Below are 16,708 nucleotides of genomic sequence, written 5' to 3' on the forward strand. Positions count from 1 at the left end.
GAGAAAAATGCTCTGAACATGAAGCAAGGTTTGCAATTAAGGCTCAGCCAACAACTGGCAATGACGCCGCAGCTACAGCAGGCAATTCGCCTGTTGCAACTGTCCACGTTAGAACTTCAGCAGGAGCTCCAGCAGGCGCTGGACAGTAACCCCCTGCTGGAACAAACCGATCTTCATGACGAGGTAGATACCCAGCAGTCACAGGACACTGAAGCGCTTGATACCGCCGACGCACTCGAACAAAAAGAGATGCCCGACGAGCTTCCGCTGGATGCCAGCTGGGATGAAATCTACACCGCCGGAACGCCTTCCGGTACGCGTGCGGACTACCAGGATGATGAGCTACCGGTCTATCAGGGAGAAACCACTCAGTCGCTGCAGGATTACCTGATGTGGCAGGTGGAACTCACTCCCTTCTCCGATACAGACCGCGCGATTGCTACCTCAATTGTCGATGCCGTTGACGACACCGGCTATTTGACCGTCACGCTTGACGATATTCTGGAAAGCATGGGCGACGAAGAGATAGAGCTTGAGGAAGTTGAAGCCGTTCTGAAGCGCATCCAGCGTTTCGATCCGGTAGGCGTAGCCGCAAAAGATCTGCGCGACTGCCTGCTGATCCAGCTTTCTCAGTTCAGCAAAGAAACGCCATGGCTCGACGAGGCGCGCGTGATCATTAGCGATCATCTGGATCTGCTGGCGAACCACGATTTCCGCACCCTGATGCGCGTCACGCGCCTGAAAGAAGATGTGCTGAAAGAAGCGGTGAATCTGATCCAGTCACTCGATCCACGCCCGGGACAGTCAATCCAGACCAGCGAGCCTGAGTACGTTATTCCGGACGTGCTGGTCAGAAAACACAATGGCCGCTGGGTCGTTGAGCTGAATTCAGATAGCATCCCTCGCCTGCAAATCAACCAGCAGTATGCCTCCATGTGCACCAGCGTGCGTAACGACTCCGACAATCAATATATTCGTAGCAATCTTCAGGAAGCGCGATGGTTGATCAAAAGTCTTGAGAGCCGAAATGATACGCTGCTACGCGTCAGCCGCTGTATTGTCGAACAGCAGCAGGCTTTCTTTGAGCAGGGCGAAGAGTATATGAAACCGATGGTGCTGGCGGATATCGCCCAGGCCGTCGAGATGCATGAATCAACCATTTCCCGTGTCACCACGCAGAAGTATCTGCACAGTCCACGCGGTATTTTTGAGCTTAAGTATTTCTTCTCCAGCCATGTGAATACCGAGGGCGGCGGCGAAGCGTCGTCAACGGCCATTCGTGCCCTGGTGAAGAAATTGATCGCCGCGGAGAATCCCGCGAAGCCGCTAAGCGACAGTAAGTTAACCACCATGCTGTCCGATCAGGGTATTATGGTGGCACGTCGTACTGTTGCGAAGTATCGAGAGTCTTTATCCATTCCGCCGTCCAACCAGCGTAAACAGCTGGTCTGACACAACCGATAAGGAAGACACTATGCAGCTCAACATCACTGGACAAAACGTCGAAATTACTGAGGCTCTACGCGAATTCGTGAACGCGAAGTTTGCAAAACTCGAGCAGTATTTCGAAAGGATCAATCAGGTCTATATTGTGTTGAAAGTGGAGAAAGTGACTCATATCTCGGATGCCACCCTGCATGTTAACGGGGGTGAACTGCATGCCAGTGCGGAAGGGCAAGACATGTACGCTGCTATCGACGGCTTGATTGATAAGCTTGCGCGACAGCTCAATAAACATAAAGATAAACTGAAACAACACTAATTGTCCGGGCAGTTAACGGGTGCAGGACGGCCTGTTGTGAAACACAACAGGCCATTTGTACAGTTAGCGCTTAGGTGAAATTATGATGAACAACGATTCCGCTCTTCAACTGAGCAATGTCCTTAACCAGGAATGTACCCGCAGTGCGGTTCACTGCCAGAGCAAAAAACGTGCGCTGGAGATCATCAGTGAACTGGCTGCTAAACAGCTGGGCCTGCCGCCGCAGGTGGTGTTCGAAGCGATTCTGACCCGTGAAAAAATGGGCAGTACCGGTATCGGCAACGGCATCGCGATCCCGCACGGCAAACTGGAAGAGGATACCCTGCGTGCCGTTGGTGTGTTTGTGCAGCTTGAAACACCCATCGCCTTCGATGCCATTGATAACCAGCCCGTCGATCTCCTTTTCGCGCTGCTGGTGCCTGCCGATCAGACGAAAACCCACCTGCATACGCTGTCGCTGGTCGCAAAACGTCTGGCCGATAAAACTATTTGCCGTCGACTGCGCTCGGCCCAAAGTGATGAAGAGCTCTACCAAATTATCACTGAAGCAGAAGGCAATCAGGATGATGCATAACCAGGAGATGGCCTTCACATCTGTTGTCCTGAGGAGAAACGGAACATGGTGCTGATGATTGTCAGTGGCCGTTCAGGGTCGGGGAAATCCGTTGCTCTGCGCGCGCTGGAAGACATGGGTTTTTACTGCGTTGATAACCTGCCGGTCGTGTTGTTGCCCGATCTGGCGCGCACGCTGGCGGAGAGACAAACCTCTGCAGCCGTCAGTATCGACGTCCGTAACATGCCTGAATCGCCAGAGATCTTCGAACAGGCCATGAGCAACCTGCCTGACACGTTCTCGCCTCAGCTGCTGTTCCTTGATGCAGACCGCAATACGCTAATCCGTCGCTACAGCGATACCCGTCGCTTGCACCCGCTTTCCAGTAAGAACCTCTCTCTGGAGAGTGCTATCGATGAAGAGAGCGACCTGCTGGAGCCACTGCGTTCTCGTGCCGACCTGATTGTCGACACCTCTGAGATGTCCGTTCACGAGCTGGCAGAAATGCTGCGTACCCGGTTATTGGGTAAACGCGAGCGTGAACTGACGATGGTGTTCGAATCCTTTGGCTTCAAGCACGGTATCCCGATTGATGCGGATTATGTTTTCGACGTGCGCTTCCTGCCGAACCCGCACTGGGATCCGAAGCTGCGTCCCATGACCGGCCTGGACAAACCCGTCGCGGCCTTCCTCGACAGGCACACAGAAGTACACAATTTTATCTACCAGACGCGAAGCTACCTTGAGCTATGGTTACCTATGCTGGAGACAAACAATCGTAGCTACCTGACGGTAGCGATTGGCTGTACCGGTGGTAAACATCGTTCGGTTTATATCGCCGAACAGCTGGCCGACTATTTCCGCTCGCGCGGTAAGAACGTTCAGTCCCGTCATCGCACGCTGGAAAAACGTAAAACATGACCGTAAAACAGACCGTTGAGATCACCAATAAGCTGGGCATGCACGCCCGCCCGGCGATGAAGCTGTTTGAGCTGATGCAGGGTTTCGATGCAGAAGTTCTGCTGCGGAATGACGAAGGTACCGAAGCGGAAGCGAACAGCGTGATCGCCCTGCTGATGCTGGATTCCGCCAAAGGGCGCCAGATTGAAGTCGAAGCTACCGGCCCCCAGGAAGAGGAAGCGCTGGCGGCGGTGATAGCCCTGTTTAACGCCGGCTTTGACGAAGACTAACGTTCGCCCCTTCGGCGGGTGGCGCTGCGCTTACCCGCCCTACATTAGATTATTACGCTGCATAAAACCCTCTCCGCCCAGCTGATTCATCTGGCGTATGATCCACGCCTGACGGCTTCGCACGTACCCTGATGGGACACTGGCTTTAAAGCGGATAGGGTTCGGTAAAACGGCGGCCAATAACGCTGCTTCTGACATGCTCAGACGGCTGGCTGGCTTATTGAAATAACGCTGCGCGGCAGCTTCCACGCCAAAAACGCCGTCACCAAACTCAGCGACGTTGAGATAGACGGTCAGAATGCGTTTTTTGCTCCAGACCGTTTCCATCCCCAGGGTCAACCCCGCCTCCAGCCCCTTTCGCACCCAGCTGCGGCCGTCCCACAGAAACAGATTTTTGGCCGTTTGCTGCGACAAGGTTGACGCACCGCGCACGCGGTTTTCATGACGTTCATTATGGGCTAGCGCCTTCTCAATGGCCGCAACGTCGAATCCCCAGTGCTCCGGGAATTTCTGATCCTCCGCCGCGATTACCGCGAGCCCCATGAGCGGTGAGATCTCGTCCATGCTCACCCAGTCAGAATGGGCAACATAGCCGAAATCACCGCTGAGCCACGCGCCGAGCTGACGCTCAACCATCACGGCAGAGAACGGGACCGGCATAATGCTGAACAGGGCGAGTCCACCGCCCCAAAACACCGCCAGCACCAGAACGATGCGCAACAGGATACGTTTTACCCAAGCGCCAGCACCGGATTGACGACTCATTCAGCCAGCACCAGCACTCGGGCGACCAGCTTTTCGATCCCCATAGCCGCTTCTGCAATATTCTGCGCCAGCATATACGCAGGCGTGGTGACTATTTTGTTATCTTCATCAACCACAATGTCATCCACCGGGCAAGGAACGTGCTCTCCCCCCATTTCCTCGACGATTTCCGCGGTATCAATATCCGTCCCGATGGTCAGGCGCAGCGGGAAATCAAAAATCCTGGGCAGCATTGCCGGCGCTATGCAGATAAAGCCCAGCGGTTTTCCTGCCGCATGCATGGCCTGCGACAGCGCTTTAAGATGAGGATCGATCTGACACTCTGCCCCCTGTGCGGCAAAGGTACTGAGATTTTTGGCCGCGCCAAACCCACCCGGCACAATGAGCGCATCAAGCTCTGCGGCGTCTGCCTGAATAAGAGGATGGATATCACCTCGCGCAATACGCGCGGCTTCAATCAGCACGTTACGGGTTTCCGCCATTGGTTCACCGGTCAGATGGTTAATCACATCCGACTGATTTTTGTCTGGTGCAAAACAAATAACCTCCGCTCCCTGCTTAGCCAGGGCCAGCAGCGTGATTACGGCTTCATGTATCTCAGAACCATCGTAAACACCGCATCCGCTCAGCACGACACCAATCTTTTTCATCATGACAATCCTTTTCTGCAACTTGCTGAAGCACATTAATAATTTTGATTAAAACGCTATGCTTCACACATTTCACTGATTCATGTAACAAATCATTTAAGATTTGCTATCTTATCTGCGTGCGGCCTAAATTTTTCAGGCAGCGCCCTTTCGAAAATAACTTTAAAAAAACAGGCGCAGCCACGATTTCCCTGGTGTTGGCGCAGTATTCGCGCACCCCGGTTAAGCCGGGGTCATTTTTTTCTGGCGTCGACCCAGGCTTTAAGCACCGCAACATCGTTTTGCCACTCTTGTTTCATCTCTTCAACCCAATCACCCACGTTATCTTCCCATGCAGGTAAATCAGGCGACTGAATCTGTTGACCCAGCTGCTGAAGATGGCGCAAACCGACCGAGCCGGCGGCACCTTTGATTTTATGTCCTTCTTCGACGATGCCTTTCTGGTCCCGGGCCGTCAGGTTTGATTCCAGAACGCTCAGATAGCCCGGCATCATTTTTTCGAAGACCGCCAGACCATCGGTAATAAGTTTCGGGCCTACCAGATCGATATACTGCTCCAGCATCGCGGTATCGAGTATCGTTTGGGCTTTTGCGCTATCAACAGACGTCATGGTGCTCTCCTCTTCATCACGGGTATCCCAGAACTTCTTAATCATGGCGGTCAGAGCAGGCACCGCCAGCGGCTTGCTGAGTACATCGTCCATACCGGCATCGAGATACTCTTTTTTATCTTTCAGCACGTTCGCCGTCAGCGCCACCAGCGGCGGCAGTTCGTCGGCCGCGTACTGACGCGTCAGCTCACGCGAGATATCCAGCCCGGTCATATCCGGCAGCTGGATATCAAGCAGCACAAGGTCGTATTCGCCCGGTTTAAACATCTCCAGTGCGGCCTTACCGGTCATCGCGACATCCACGCTGTTGCCCAGTTTTTCCAATACCGAGCGAGCCACAATCACGTTCAGCTCAATATCCTCCACCAGCAGAACGTGCAGGGCAGGCAGCGGCATATCGTCATTTTCGAAGGTATCTTCTACCTCTTCCGCCACCGCCGGCGCATGGACCGTTAGCGTGAAGGTTGACCCTTTGCCCGGCTGGCTGGCAACGGTGATATCGCCACCCATGCTCTTCGCCAGACGTTTAGAGACCGCCAGGCCAATGCCTGTTCCGGTCGCCGGTTTTCCGCCGTTGCTGTCCTTCACCTGGTAGTACATGGCAAAGATTTTGTCCTGCTCCTCCTGCGGAATACCAATCCCGGAGTCCTCCACCTCGAAGTGCAGCATATCTCCTTCGTCATAGCGGATACGCACCGCCACCTGCCCCTTCTGGGTGAATTTCACCGCGTTGCTGATAAGGTTCCACAGGATCTGGCGCAGACGCGTGCCGTCAGTCACCACTTTATGCGGCAGCGGCAGGGTTGGCTCCATGACAAAACTCAGTCCCTTCTGCTGGGCCTGCAGGCCGGACAGGTTTTCGAGATCGGCAAGGAAGCTGGTGAAATCAACAGGCTGATTATCAAGCTGAACTTTACGGCGCTCCATCTTATCCATATCAATAATATCGTTGAAGATATTACCCAGCGTGACCGCTGAGACATGGATAGTCTTGAGGTATTTTTCCTGTTCTGCGGTCAGGTCGGTATCCAGCAGAATACGGCTCAGCCCGACAATGCCGTTAAGCGGCGTGCGCAGCTCGTGGCTAATGGTGGAGATAAAGGTGGTCTTGTCGCGACTGGCGCGCTCCAGGGCATCCTGATAGCGCTTACGCTCGGTGATATCGCGGCCAAAGCCCATCAGGCCGTGGCGTTTCCCCACGCGGTCATAGTACGGAACCTTACGGATCTCAAAACAGGCTTTGCGTCCGTCCGGGTAATCCAGCCACTGTTCATAGGTCAGCGAGACGTTATGACGGAAGACTTTTTCGTCGGTCTCCATGACCTTGGCCGCCGCCTCTTCAGAGTAAACGTCCTGCGGCTTCAGGTGAATCAGCTGCTTCTCGCTTTTCCCGGTGAGCAACTCCATCGCCCGGTTACAGCCGGAAAACTCTTTATCTTCATTGCGGTAAAACACCAGGTCCGGCGACGCATCGAGGAACGACCGCAGGAAAGAGGATTGCTGCTCAAGCTGGATCTGCGTGACCTCGCGCTCTTTCATTTCGATTTTCAGCTGCTCCAGCGTGGCCTGACGTTCGGCTTCCGCCTTCTCACGATCGGAGATCTCCTGATTCAGTTGCGCAATGTTGTCTTTAAGCTGGACGTTAAGCTTCAGATCGCGCTCGCGCATCTCTTCCAGTTTATCGACCAGCTTAGACAAACGCTGACGGGATTCTTCCAGCTGTTCAACCACAACGGAAAGGAAATAGACCGCCCAGGGGGTAATGAGCAACCCAAAGAAGATGGAGCGGATGACGTCGATACTCTCGACCTGACCATGCAGAACCATAGTAACGGCCATTTGCACAACAATGGCCAGAACGACCAGCGCCAGCGCAAGCAGCATGGAGAAACGCACCAGCCCAAGTTTCATCATCAGGTCGACGTAATACTGGGCGAGCATTCGAATTTGCTTCATAGAGGATCCCTTCACGACGTTATCGCTCAATAATACTCAAATTCAGGGCGAGGCGTTGAAGGTTATGAGAAAAAGTGCGGGGTGAAACAGGTGATTAGCCTCGCTTCCGGTTAACCGGAAGCGAGGAGAGGTCAATCAGGAGCGTTTCAACAGCAGCCACAGGCTGATCAGGAGGAAGCTGGCGCTTGGCAGCAGCGCACCAATTATCGGCGGAATGCCATAAACCAGCGTCAGCGGACCGAAGATCTGATCGAGCACGTAGAACACAAAGCCGAAGCTGATGCCGGTCACGACGCGAACCCCCATCGGCACGCTGCGCAACGGACCGAAGATAAACGACAGCGCCATCAGCATCATTACCGCCACGGACATTGGCTGGAAGATTTTGCTCCACATGTTGAGCTGATAACGTCCCGCATCCTGCCCGCTCGACTTCAGATATTTCACATAGTTGTGCAGACCGCTGATGGAGAGCGCGTCAGGATCCAAGGCAACAACACCGAGCTTGTCAGGCGTCAGGTTGGTCTTCCACGTGCCGGTTACCGTCTGAGAACCCGTAATCTGTTTCGGATCGGTCAGGTCGGATTCATCAACCTGGGACAACCGCCACTGCTTATGTTCGGCGTCAAATTTCGCCGAAGAGGCGTGGCGAACGGACTGCAGACGGCGCTGGTCATCGAAAGCGTAGATGCTCACCCCGCCCAGTTCATCATTCCCCTTCACCCGTTCGATGTAGACGAAGTTTTTACCGTCTTTAGCCCATAAACCTTGCTGAGTCGAGAGCAGCGAACCACCGTACATAGCCTGAGCACGGTAGTTACGCGCCATCTGTTCACCCTGAGGCGCAACCCATTCGCCAATCGCCATGGTCAACAGCACCAGTGGGATTGCGGTTTTCATCACCGACAGCGCAACCTGCATACGGGTAAAACCCGAGGCCTGCATTACGACCAGCTCGCTGCGCTGCGCCAGCATTCCCAGCCCCAGCAGCGCACCCAGCAGGGCCGCCATCGGGAAGAAGATCTGCACATCTTTCGGCACGCTGAGCAGGGTATACATCCCCGCGCCCAGCGCGTCATAGCTCCCCTGCCCGGCTTTTTTCAGCTGATCGACAAATTTGATAATGCCGGAGAGCGACACCAGCATGAACAACGTCATCATGATGGTGGTAAAAATGGTTTTACCGATATAGCGATCAAGAACGCCAAACGCCTGCATTAGATGGCTCCTTTACGCGAGAATCGGGCACGTATACGGCGCACAGGCACCGTATCCCACAGGTTTAACCCCAGCGCCAGTAAGATGTACAGGCTGTTGACGAACCATGTCCAGACCATAGGGTCCAGCTTACCCTTCGCGCCGTTGGAACGAATCGAGGTTTGCAGCAGGAAATAGATCAGGTAAAGCAGCATCGCCGGCAGCATAGATAGCACGCGTCCCTGACGCGGGTTCACCACGCTCAGCGGAACGACAATCAGCGCCATCATAAACACGGTGAAGACGAGCGTGATACGCCAGTGGAACTCAGCGCGCGCCCGGTCAGTATCGGTATTCCAGAGGGTACGCATGTCCATTTGCTCGGTATCCGTTGGATCGAGCGCCACGGTCTGATGGCCGATAATAGCCTGATAGTTCTGGAAATCCGTAATACGGAAGTCGCGCAGCATCGCGGTGCCTTCGAAACGGGTACCTTTGTTCAGCGTCACGACCTGTGAACCATCTTTGCGCTGAGCAAGCTGACCGGAGTCTGCAACCACCACTGAAGGACGCGCGTTTCCTTTGGGGCGCAGCTGCGCAAGGAAGACGTCGTTGAATTTACTGCCGTCAACGCTCTCAATAAACAGCACGGAGTTTCCGTCGGTTGCCTGCTGGAACTGCCCCTGGGCTAACGCCGCCATGCCGGGGTTGGCTTTCGCTTCGGCCAGCACTTCGTCCTGATGGCGGGAAGACATGGGGCCCGCCCACATCACATTCACCGCCGCAACGATCCCCGTGAAGAGCGCCAGTATCATGGCGGCTTTCACCAGCACCGCTTTGCTCAGGCCGCAGGCGTGCATCACCGTGATTTCACTCTCGGTGTAGAGTTTCCCAAGCGTCATGAGAAGGCCAAGGAAAAGACTTAGCGGCAGGATAAGCTGCGCCATTTCCGGGATCCCTAAACCAAGCAGGGAAAGTACCAGATTTGTTGGAATTTCGCCGTCAACGGCCGCACCGAGGATCTTAACCAGCTTCTGACAGAAAAAAATCAGCAGCAGGATGAAAAGGATCGCCAGTTGACTTTTGAGCGTCTCCCGCACCAGATATCTTATGATTATCACTTTAAATACGCCCGTAAAAACCCGTCTCTTTGCTGGAAAATCGCTTGTTTCATGGCTTAAACGTCATTTATTCTCTTGAGTCGTCGAAATCATCGCTAAGATTAAAACATCCGGCGGATTCACGCTTCAGGATTGTTTCTGACGTGTCGAAACCGTAGTAACGTAAGATTAACACGAAGTCACCACAACAGCGGACATGAGTTACGAAAGGTTTCAATTCTATCCGTAGCTGCCGCCGTTGTCTTTAAGATTCAGGAGCGTAGTGCATGGAGTTCAGTGTAAAAAGCGGTAGCCCGGAGAAACAGCGGAGTGCCTGCATCGTTGTGGGCGTCTTTGAACCACGCCGACTCTCCCCGATCGCCGAGCAACTCGATAAAATCAGTGACGGCTATATTAGCGCCCTGCTGCGCCGTGGCGAACTGGAAGGCAAACCTGGGCAGACGCTGTTACTGCACCATGTTCCGAACGTACTGTCAGAGCGTATTCTGCTGATTGGCTGCGGCAAAGAACGCGAGCTAGATGAACGTCAGTATAAGCAGGTGATTCAGAAAACAATCAATACGCTGAATGATACTGGCTCAATGGAAGCCGTCTGCTTCCTGACCGAGCTGCACGTCAAAGGGCGTAACACCTACTGGAAAGTGCGTCAGGCGGTTGAAACGGCAAAAGAGAGCCTGTACAGCTTCGATCAGTTGAAAACCAATAAAAGCGAGCCGCGTCGTCCGCTGCGTAAAATGGTCTTTAACGTGCCAACCCGTCGTGAACTGACCAGCGGTGAACGCGCTATTCAACACGGTCTGGCCATTGCCGCCGGCATTAAAGCGGCTAAAGATCTCGGCAACATGCCGCCGAACATCTGTAACGCGGCATACCTCGCTTCTCAGGCGCGTCAGCTGGCCGACGCCTACAGCAAAAACGTCATTACCCGCGTCATCGGCGAACAGCAGATGAAAGAGCTGGGGATGCACTCTTATCTGGCGGTCGGTAACGGCTCGCAAAACGAATCCCTGATGTCGGTCATTGAGTACAAAGGCAACCCGTCCGAAGACGCACGCCCGATTGTGCTCGTCGGTAAAGGCCTGACCTTCGACTCCGGCGGTATCTCCATCAAGCCTGCCGAAGGCATGGATGAGATGAAGTACGACATGTGCGGTGCGGCGGCGGTTTATGGCGTGATGCGCATGGTCGCGGAACTTCAGTTGCCCATCAACGTGATCGGCGTTCTGGCGGGCTGCGAAAATATGCCTGGCGGCCGTGCCTATCGTCCGGGGGACGTTCTGACCACCATGTCCGGCCAGACCGTTGAAGTGCTGAATACCGACGCCGAAGGCCGTCTGGTACTCTGTGACGTGTTGACCTACGTTGAGCGCTTCGAGCCTGAAGCGGTGATTGACGTCGCCACGCTCACCGGAGCCTGTGTGATTGCGCTGGGCCATCACATTACCGGCCTGATGTCGAACCACAATCCGCTGGCGCACGAGCTGATTGGTGCGTCAGAGCAGGCCGGGGACCGCGCATGGCGTCTGCCGCTGGGTGACGAATATCAGGATCAGCTGGAGTCTAACTTTGCGGATATGGCGAACATTGGCGGACGTCCTGGCGGGGCGATCACCGCGGGCTGCTTCCTGGCGCGCTTCACCCGCAAGTACAACTGGGCGCACCTGGATATCGCGGGCACCGCGTGGCGCTCCGGCAAGGCCAAAGGCGCAACCGGTCGCCCGGTAGCGCTGTTGTCGCAGTTCCTGCTCAATCGTGCGGGTTTTAACGGCGACGAGTAAGTCAAAACGGCAGTAAACCGTAGGCCGGGTAAGGCGAAGCCGCCGCCCGGCTTAAGCATTTAAAGTGAGCACAAGAAGCCCCATATATGAAGAATGCAACGTTCTACCTTCTGGACAACGACACCCATCAGGATGGCCTCAGCGCCGTCGAACAGCTGGTGTGTGAAATTGCCGCAGAACGTTGGCGCGCAGGCAAACGCGTGTTGATAGCCTGTGAAGATGAGCAGCAGGCGATTCGTCTCGATGAAGCGCTGTGGGCTCGCCCGCCGGAGAGTTTTGTTCCGCATAACCTGTCAGGCGAAGGTCCGCGCGGCGGGGCGCCGGTTGAAATTGCCTGGCCGCAAAAGCGCAACAGCAGCGCGCGCGACATTCTGATTAGCCTGCGGATAGATTTTGCAGATTTTGCCACCGCTTTCACAGAAGTGGTAGACTTTGTCCCTTACGAAGAATCTTTGAAACAACTGGCGCGCGAACGCTACAAAGCGTACCGCCTGGCTGGTTTTAACCTGAATACGGCAACCTGGAAATAATGGAAAAGACATATAACCCACGCGATATCGAACAGCCGCTTTACGAGCACTGGGAACAGCAGGGCTATTTCAAGCCTAACGGCGACGAAAGCAAAGAGTCCTTCTGCATCATGATCCCGCCGCCGAACGTCACCGGCAGTTTGCATATGGGTCATGCTTTCCAGCAGACCATCATGGACACCATGATCCGCTACCAGCGCATGCAGGGCAAAAACACCCTGTGGCAAGCGGGGACTGACCACGCGGGTATCGCGACCCAGATGGTGGTTGAGCGTAAAATTGCCGCTGAAGAAGGAAAAACCCGCCACGACTACGGTCGCGACGCTTTTATCGACAAGATCTGGCAGTGGAAAGCGGAATCTGGCGGCACCATTACCCGTCAGATGCGTCGTCTTGGCAACTCCGTGGACTGGGAGCGCGAGCGCTTTACCATGGATGAAGGCCTGTCCAATGCCGTTAAAGAAGTCTTCGTTCGCCTGTATAAAGAAGATCTGATTTACCGCGGCAAGCGCCTGGTAAACTGGGATCCGAAACTGCGCACCGCCATCTCTGACCTGGAAGTGGAAAACCGCGAGTCTAAAGGCTCCATGTGGCACATCCGCTATCCGCTGGCCGATGGCGCAAAAACCGCCGACGGTAAAGATTACCTGGTGGTCGCAACCACCCGTCCGGAAACCCTGCTGGGCGATACCGGCGTGGCTGTTAACCCGGAAGATCCACGTTATAAAGATCTGATCGGCAAATTCGTGGTGCTGCCGCTGGTAAACCGCCGTATTCCGATTGTGGGCGACGAACACGCCGACATGGAAAAAGGCACCGGCTGCGTAAAAATCACCCCTGCGCACGACTTCAACGACTATGAAGTGGGTCGTCGTCACGCCCTGCCGATGATCAACATCCTGACCTTCGACGGCGATATCCGCGAAAGCGCAGAAGTGTATGATACCAAAGGCGAAGAGTCTGACGTTTACTCCAGCGACATCCCGGCGGAGTTCCAGAAGCTGGAACGCTTTGCCGCGCGTAAAGCGATCGTGGCTGCCGTCGACGCACTCGGCCTGCTGGAAGAGATCAAACCTCACGATCTGACCGTGCCGTACGGCGACCGTGGCGGCGTGGTGATCGAGCCAATGCTGACCGACCAGTGGTACGTGCGTGCCGACGTGCTGGCGAAACCGGCTGTTGAAGCGGTTGAGAACGGCAGCATTCAGTTCGTGCCGAAGCAGTACGAAAACATGTACTTCTCCTGGATGCGCGATATTCAGGACTGGTGTATCTCTCGTCAGCTGTGGTGGGGTCACCGTATCCCGGCATGGTACGACAACGAAGGCAACGTCTACGTTGGCCGCAGCGAAGATGAAGTGCGTCAGGAAAACAACCTGAGCGCGGATGTTGCCCTGCGTCAGGACGAAGACGTGCTGGATACCTGGTTCTCCTCCGCGCTGTGGACCTTCTCCACCCTCGGCTGGCCAGAAAACACCGACGCGCTGCGTCAGTTCCATCCAACCAGCGTGATGGTGTCCGGTTTCGACATCATCTTCTTCTGGATTGCCCGCATGATCATGATGACCATGCACTTCATCAAAGACGAAGACGGCAAGCCGCAGGTTCCGTTCCATACCGTCTATATGACCGGTCTGATCCGCGACGACGAAGGCCAGAAGATGTCCAAGTCCAAGGGGAACGTTATTGACCCGCTGGACATGGTTGACGGTATCTCTCTGGAAGATCTGCTGGAAAAACGCACCGGCAACATGATGCAGCCGCAGCTGGCTGAGAAAATCCGCAAGCGCACCGAGAAGCAGTTCCCGAACGGGATCGAGTCCCACGGTACCGACGCCCTGCGCTTCACCCTGGCGGCACTGGCATCTACCGGCCGTGACATCAACTGGGACATGAAGCGTCTGGAAGGTTACCGTAACTTCTGTAACAAGCTGTGGAACGCCAGCCGCTTCGTGCTGATGAACACCGAAGATCAGGATTGTGGCTTCAACGGCGGCGAAATGACGCTGTCTCTGGCAGACCGCTGGATCCTGGCGGAATTCAACCAGACGGTAAAAGCATTCCGCGAGGCGCTGGACAGCTACCGCTTCGACATCGCGGCGGGCATCCTGTATGAATTCACCTGGAACCAGTTCTGCGACTGGTATCTGGAGCTGGCGAAGCCGGTGATGAACGGCGGCACCGAGGCGGAACTGCGCGGCACGCGCAACACGCTGATTACCGTTCTGGAAGGCCTGCTGCGCCTGGCGCACCCGGTTATTCCATTCATCACCGAGACCATCTGGCAGCGCGTGAAGGTGATTGCTGGCATCAACGCAGATACCATCATGCTGCAGCCGTTCCCGGAATTCGATGCGGCGAAAGTGGATGAAGCGGCATCAGCGGATACCGAGTGGCTGAAGCAGGCGATCGTTGCGGTACGTAACATCCGTGCTGAAATGAACATTGCCCCTGGCAAACCGCTGGAGCTGCTGCTTCGTGGCTGCAGTGAAGCTGCCGTTCGTCGCGTCACAGAGAACAACACCTTCCTGAAAACCATGGCGCGTCTGGAAAGCATCACCGTGCTGCCTGCGGATGACAAAGGTCCGGTTTCCGTGACCAAAATCATCGACGGCGCCGAGCTGCTGATCCCGATGGCGGGTCTGATCGACAAAGACGCCGAGCTGGCTCGTCTGGCGAAAGAAGTGGCGAAAGTCGACGTGGAAATTGGCAAAATCGAAAGCAAGCTGGCGAACGAAGGCTTTGTCGCCCGCGCGCCGGAAGCGGTCATCGCGAAAGAGCGTGAGCGTCTGGTTGCCTTCGCCGATGCGAAGACCAAGCTGATTGAGCAGCAGGCGGTTATCGCTGCCCTGTAATGCTTTTACCCCTTACGCTTCAGAGCGTAAGGGGTATCCTTCCTGAAAACTCCTCGCTTGCACTCCCCTTTCTGCGGTGCTATTAACAGCAGTTATGTGTCAATTTTTGTAATGAGTAATGCTATGAGCGTGATTACCACCGTCGCGACGACGATGCGCCGGATCGCTGAGCAGGATAACCCGGCTATCGCCGCTGTTATCCGCACCGTTTCTGCCGAATATGGCCTGACGGCCGACAAAGGCTACACGGTTGCCGACCCGAACCTGGACGAGCTTTACCAACTCTACAGCCAGCCAGGGCACGCCTACTGGGTAATCGAGCAGAACGGCCAGGTTGTCGGAGGCGGCGGCGTGGCGCCCCTCAGCTGCAGCGAGCCGGATATCTGCGAGCTGCAGAAAATGTATTTTCTGCCAACGGCGCGCGGGCAAGGACTGGCGAAAAAGCTGGCGCTGATTGCTCTGGATCATGCGCGCAAGCAGGGCTTCACCCGCTGCTACCTTGAAACAACCGCGTTCCTCAAAGAGGCCATCGGCCTGTATGAACATCTGGGTTTTGAGCATATCGATGCGCCCCTGGGCTGTACCGGTCACGTTGACTGCGAAGTCAGGATGCTGAAAAGTCTGTAACTTTCATTCCTGCCCTCTTCTGTTAAGCGGCTGTAAACTGAATGCTCTACACTCTCAGTTCACACCACAACGGGGGAAACACGATGTCGAAGATAAAAAGCTACGCCGCACCGCAGGCGGGTGCAGAACTTGAGCTGTACGAGTACGATGCGGGCGAACTAAAAGCAGAAGACGTCGAAGTACAGGTTGATTACTGCGGGATCTGCCACTCGGATCTCTCGATGATCGACAACGAATGGGGCTTCTCCAGCTATCCGCTGGTTGCCGGACACGAAGTCATTGGCCGCGTCGTGGCGCTCGGTAGCGCCGCGCAGGACAAAGGGCTGAAAGTGGGCCAGCGCGTGGGAATTGGCTGGACGGCACGCAGCTGTGGTCACTGCGACGCCTGTATCAGCGGAAATCAGATCAACTGCCTCGAAGGCGCCGTTCCTACCATCCTGAACAAAGGCGGTTTTGCCGATAAGCTGCGCGCCGACTGGCAATGGGTGATCCCGCTGCCGGAGAGCATTGATATCGAATCCGCCGGTCCGCTGCTGTGCGGCGGTATCACCGTCTTCAAGCCCCTGCTGATGCACCATATAACAGCCACCAGCCGCGTGGGCGTCATCGGTATTGGCGGACTGGGCCATATCGCCATTAAGCTGCTGCACGCGATGGGCTGCGAAGTCACGGCGTTCAGCTCGAACCCGGCGAAAGAGAAAGAAGTGCTGGCGATGGGGGCGGATAAAGTGGTGAACAGCCGCGATCCGCAGGCGCTGAACGCGCTGGCGGGCCAGTTTGATCTGATCATCAACACCGTTAACGTGGATCTCGACTGGCAGCCGTACTTTGAAGCGCTGGCCTACGGCGGTAACTTCCACACCGTGGGTGCGGTGATGAAGCCGCTGCCGGTTCCGGCGTTTACCCTGATCGGTGGGGATCGCAGCATATCCGGTTCTGCTACCGGTACGCCGTACGAGCTGCGCAAACTGATGAAATTCGCCGGACGCACCAAAGTGGCACCGACCACCGAACTGTATCCAATGTCGAAAATCAACGAAGCGATCCAGCACGTGCGCGACGGTAAAGCCCGCTACCGCGTGGTGCTGAAAGCGGATTTCTGATGTGAGTTTG

15 protein-coding genes are annotated in these 16,708 nt (G+C 55.4%); 10 read left to right on the forward strand and 5 right to left on the reverse strand.

Annotation, left to right across the window (positions count from 1 at the left end; genetic code table 11):
- Positions 1-18 precede the first annotated feature (18 nt).
- From rpoN to npr, 5 genes are all read left to right on the forward strand, one after another.
- Entirely contained in the window at positions 19-1,452 is a 1,434-nt protein-coding gene (rpoN, locus tag USH94_RS15880) for an RNA polymerase factor sigma-54 (RefSeq protein ID WP_111964974.1), read from the forward strand.
- A 22-nt stretch (positions 1,453-1,474) separates the two neighbouring features.
- Positions 1,475-1,762, forward strand: coding sequence for a ribosome hibernation promoting factor (gene hpf, locus USH94_RS15885; protein WP_111964975.1), 288 nt, complete (start codon positions 1,475-1,477; stop codon positions 1,760-1,762).
- A gap of 82 nt (positions 1,763-1,844) precedes the next feature.
- Entirely contained in the window at positions 1,845-2,336 is a 492-nt protein-coding gene (gene ptsN, locus USH94_RS15890) for a PTS IIA-like nitrogen regulatory protein PtsN (protein ID WP_008501443.1), read from the forward strand.
- A 45-nt stretch (positions 2,337-2,381) separates the two neighbouring features.
- Positions 2,382-3,236 (forward strand): RNase adapter RapZ, encoded by an 855-nt coding sequence (gene rapZ, locus USH94_RS15895; RefSeq protein ID WP_008501442.1) that lies wholly within the window; start codon positions 2,382-2,384, stop codon positions 3,234-3,236.
- Positions 3,233-3,505 carry a PTS phosphocarrier protein NPr gene (gene npr, locus USH94_RS15900; RefSeq protein ID WP_003861872.1) on the forward strand — a complete coding sequence of 91 codons (273 nt, stop codon included), beginning with the start codon at positions 3,233-3,235 and terminating at the stop codon, positions 3,503-3,505. Before rapZ ends, npr begins: the two co-directional genes overlap by 4 nt.
- Before the next feature lie 39 nt (positions 3,506-3,544).
- Here the strand turns inward: npr and mtgA are convergent, their stop codons facing one another.
- From mtgA to lptF, 5 genes are all read right to left on the reverse strand, one after another.
- On the reverse strand, positions 3,545-4,270 hold the full coding sequence (mtgA, locus tag USH94_RS15905; RefSeq protein WP_111964976.1) for a monofunctional biosynthetic peptidoglycan transglycosylase: 726 nt from the start codon (positions 4,268-4,270) through the stop codon (positions 3,545-3,547).
- The gene (gene elbB / locus USH94_RS15910) at positions 4,267-4,920 is read right to left on the reverse strand and encodes an isoprenoid biosynthesis glyoxalase ElbB (protein WP_111964977.1); all 654 of its coding nucleotides are present in this window, start codon (positions 4,918-4,920) and stop codon (positions 4,267-4,269) included. The genes mtgA and elbB overlap by 4 nt, the downstream gene beginning before the upstream one ends.
- 233 nt (positions 4,921-5,153) lie before the next feature.
- On the reverse strand, positions 5,154-7,487 hold the full coding sequence (gene arcB, locus USH94_RS15915; protein ID WP_111964978.1) for an aerobic respiration two-component sensor histidine kinase ArcB: 2,334 nt from the start codon (positions 7,485-7,487) through the stop codon (positions 5,154-5,156).
- Between the two features lie 135 nt (positions 7,488-7,622).
- Positions 7,623-8,705, reverse strand: a complete 1,083-nt coding sequence (gene lptG, locus USH94_RS15920; RefSeq protein WP_008501437.1) for an LPS export ABC transporter permease LptG — start codon at positions 8,703-8,705, stop codon at positions 7,623-7,625.
- Complete coding sequence (gene lptF / locus USH94_RS15925; RefSeq protein ID WP_047650945.1) at positions 8,705-9,805, reverse strand: LPS export ABC transporter permease LptF; 1,101 nt, start codon at positions 9,803-9,805, stop codon at positions 8,705-8,707. The genes lptG and lptF overlap by 1 nt, the downstream gene beginning before the upstream one ends.
- A 266-nt stretch (positions 9,806-10,071) precedes the next feature.
- Between lptF and pepA the strand changes: the two genes are divergently transcribed.
- From pepA to ahr, 5 genes are all read left to right on the forward strand, one after another.
- Positions 10,072-11,583: a leucyl aminopeptidase gene (pepA, locus tag USH94_RS15930; RefSeq protein ID WP_023309366.1), complete on the forward strand. Its 1,512-nt coding sequence runs from the start codon at positions 10,072-10,074 to the stop codon at positions 11,581-11,583.
- An 86-nt stretch (positions 11,584-11,669) separates the two neighbouring features.
- Complete coding sequence (gene holC, locus USH94_RS15935) at positions 11,670-12,113, forward strand: DNA polymerase III subunit chi (protein WP_008502815.1); 444 nt, start codon at positions 11,670-11,672, stop codon at positions 12,111-12,113.
- A complete protein-coding gene (locus USH94_RS15940) occupies positions 12,113-14,968 on the forward strand; it encodes a valine--tRNA ligase (protein WP_111964979.1) in 2,856 nt (951 codons plus the stop codon). Before holC ends, USH94_RS15940 begins: the two co-directional genes overlap by 1 nt.
- 123 nt (positions 14,969-15,091) lie before the next feature.
- Positions 15,092-15,595, forward strand: a complete 504-nt coding sequence (locus USH94_RS15945) for a GNAT family N-acetyltransferase (RefSeq protein ID WP_111964980.1) — start codon at positions 15,092-15,094, stop codon at positions 15,593-15,595.
- An 83-nt stretch (positions 15,596-15,678) separates the two neighbouring features.
- Entirely contained in the window at positions 15,679-16,698 is a 1,020-nt protein-coding gene (gene ahr, locus USH94_RS15950) for an NADPH-dependent aldehyde reductase Ahr (protein ID WP_045403564.1), read from the forward strand.
- Positions 16,699-16,708 lie beyond the last annotated feature (10 nt).

The sequence above is a fragment of the Enterobacter sp. 148H3 genome (assembly GCF_034107425.1).
GTDB lineage: Bacteria > Pseudomonadota > Gammaproteobacteria > Enterobacterales > Enterobacteriaceae > Enterobacter > Enterobacter vonholyi.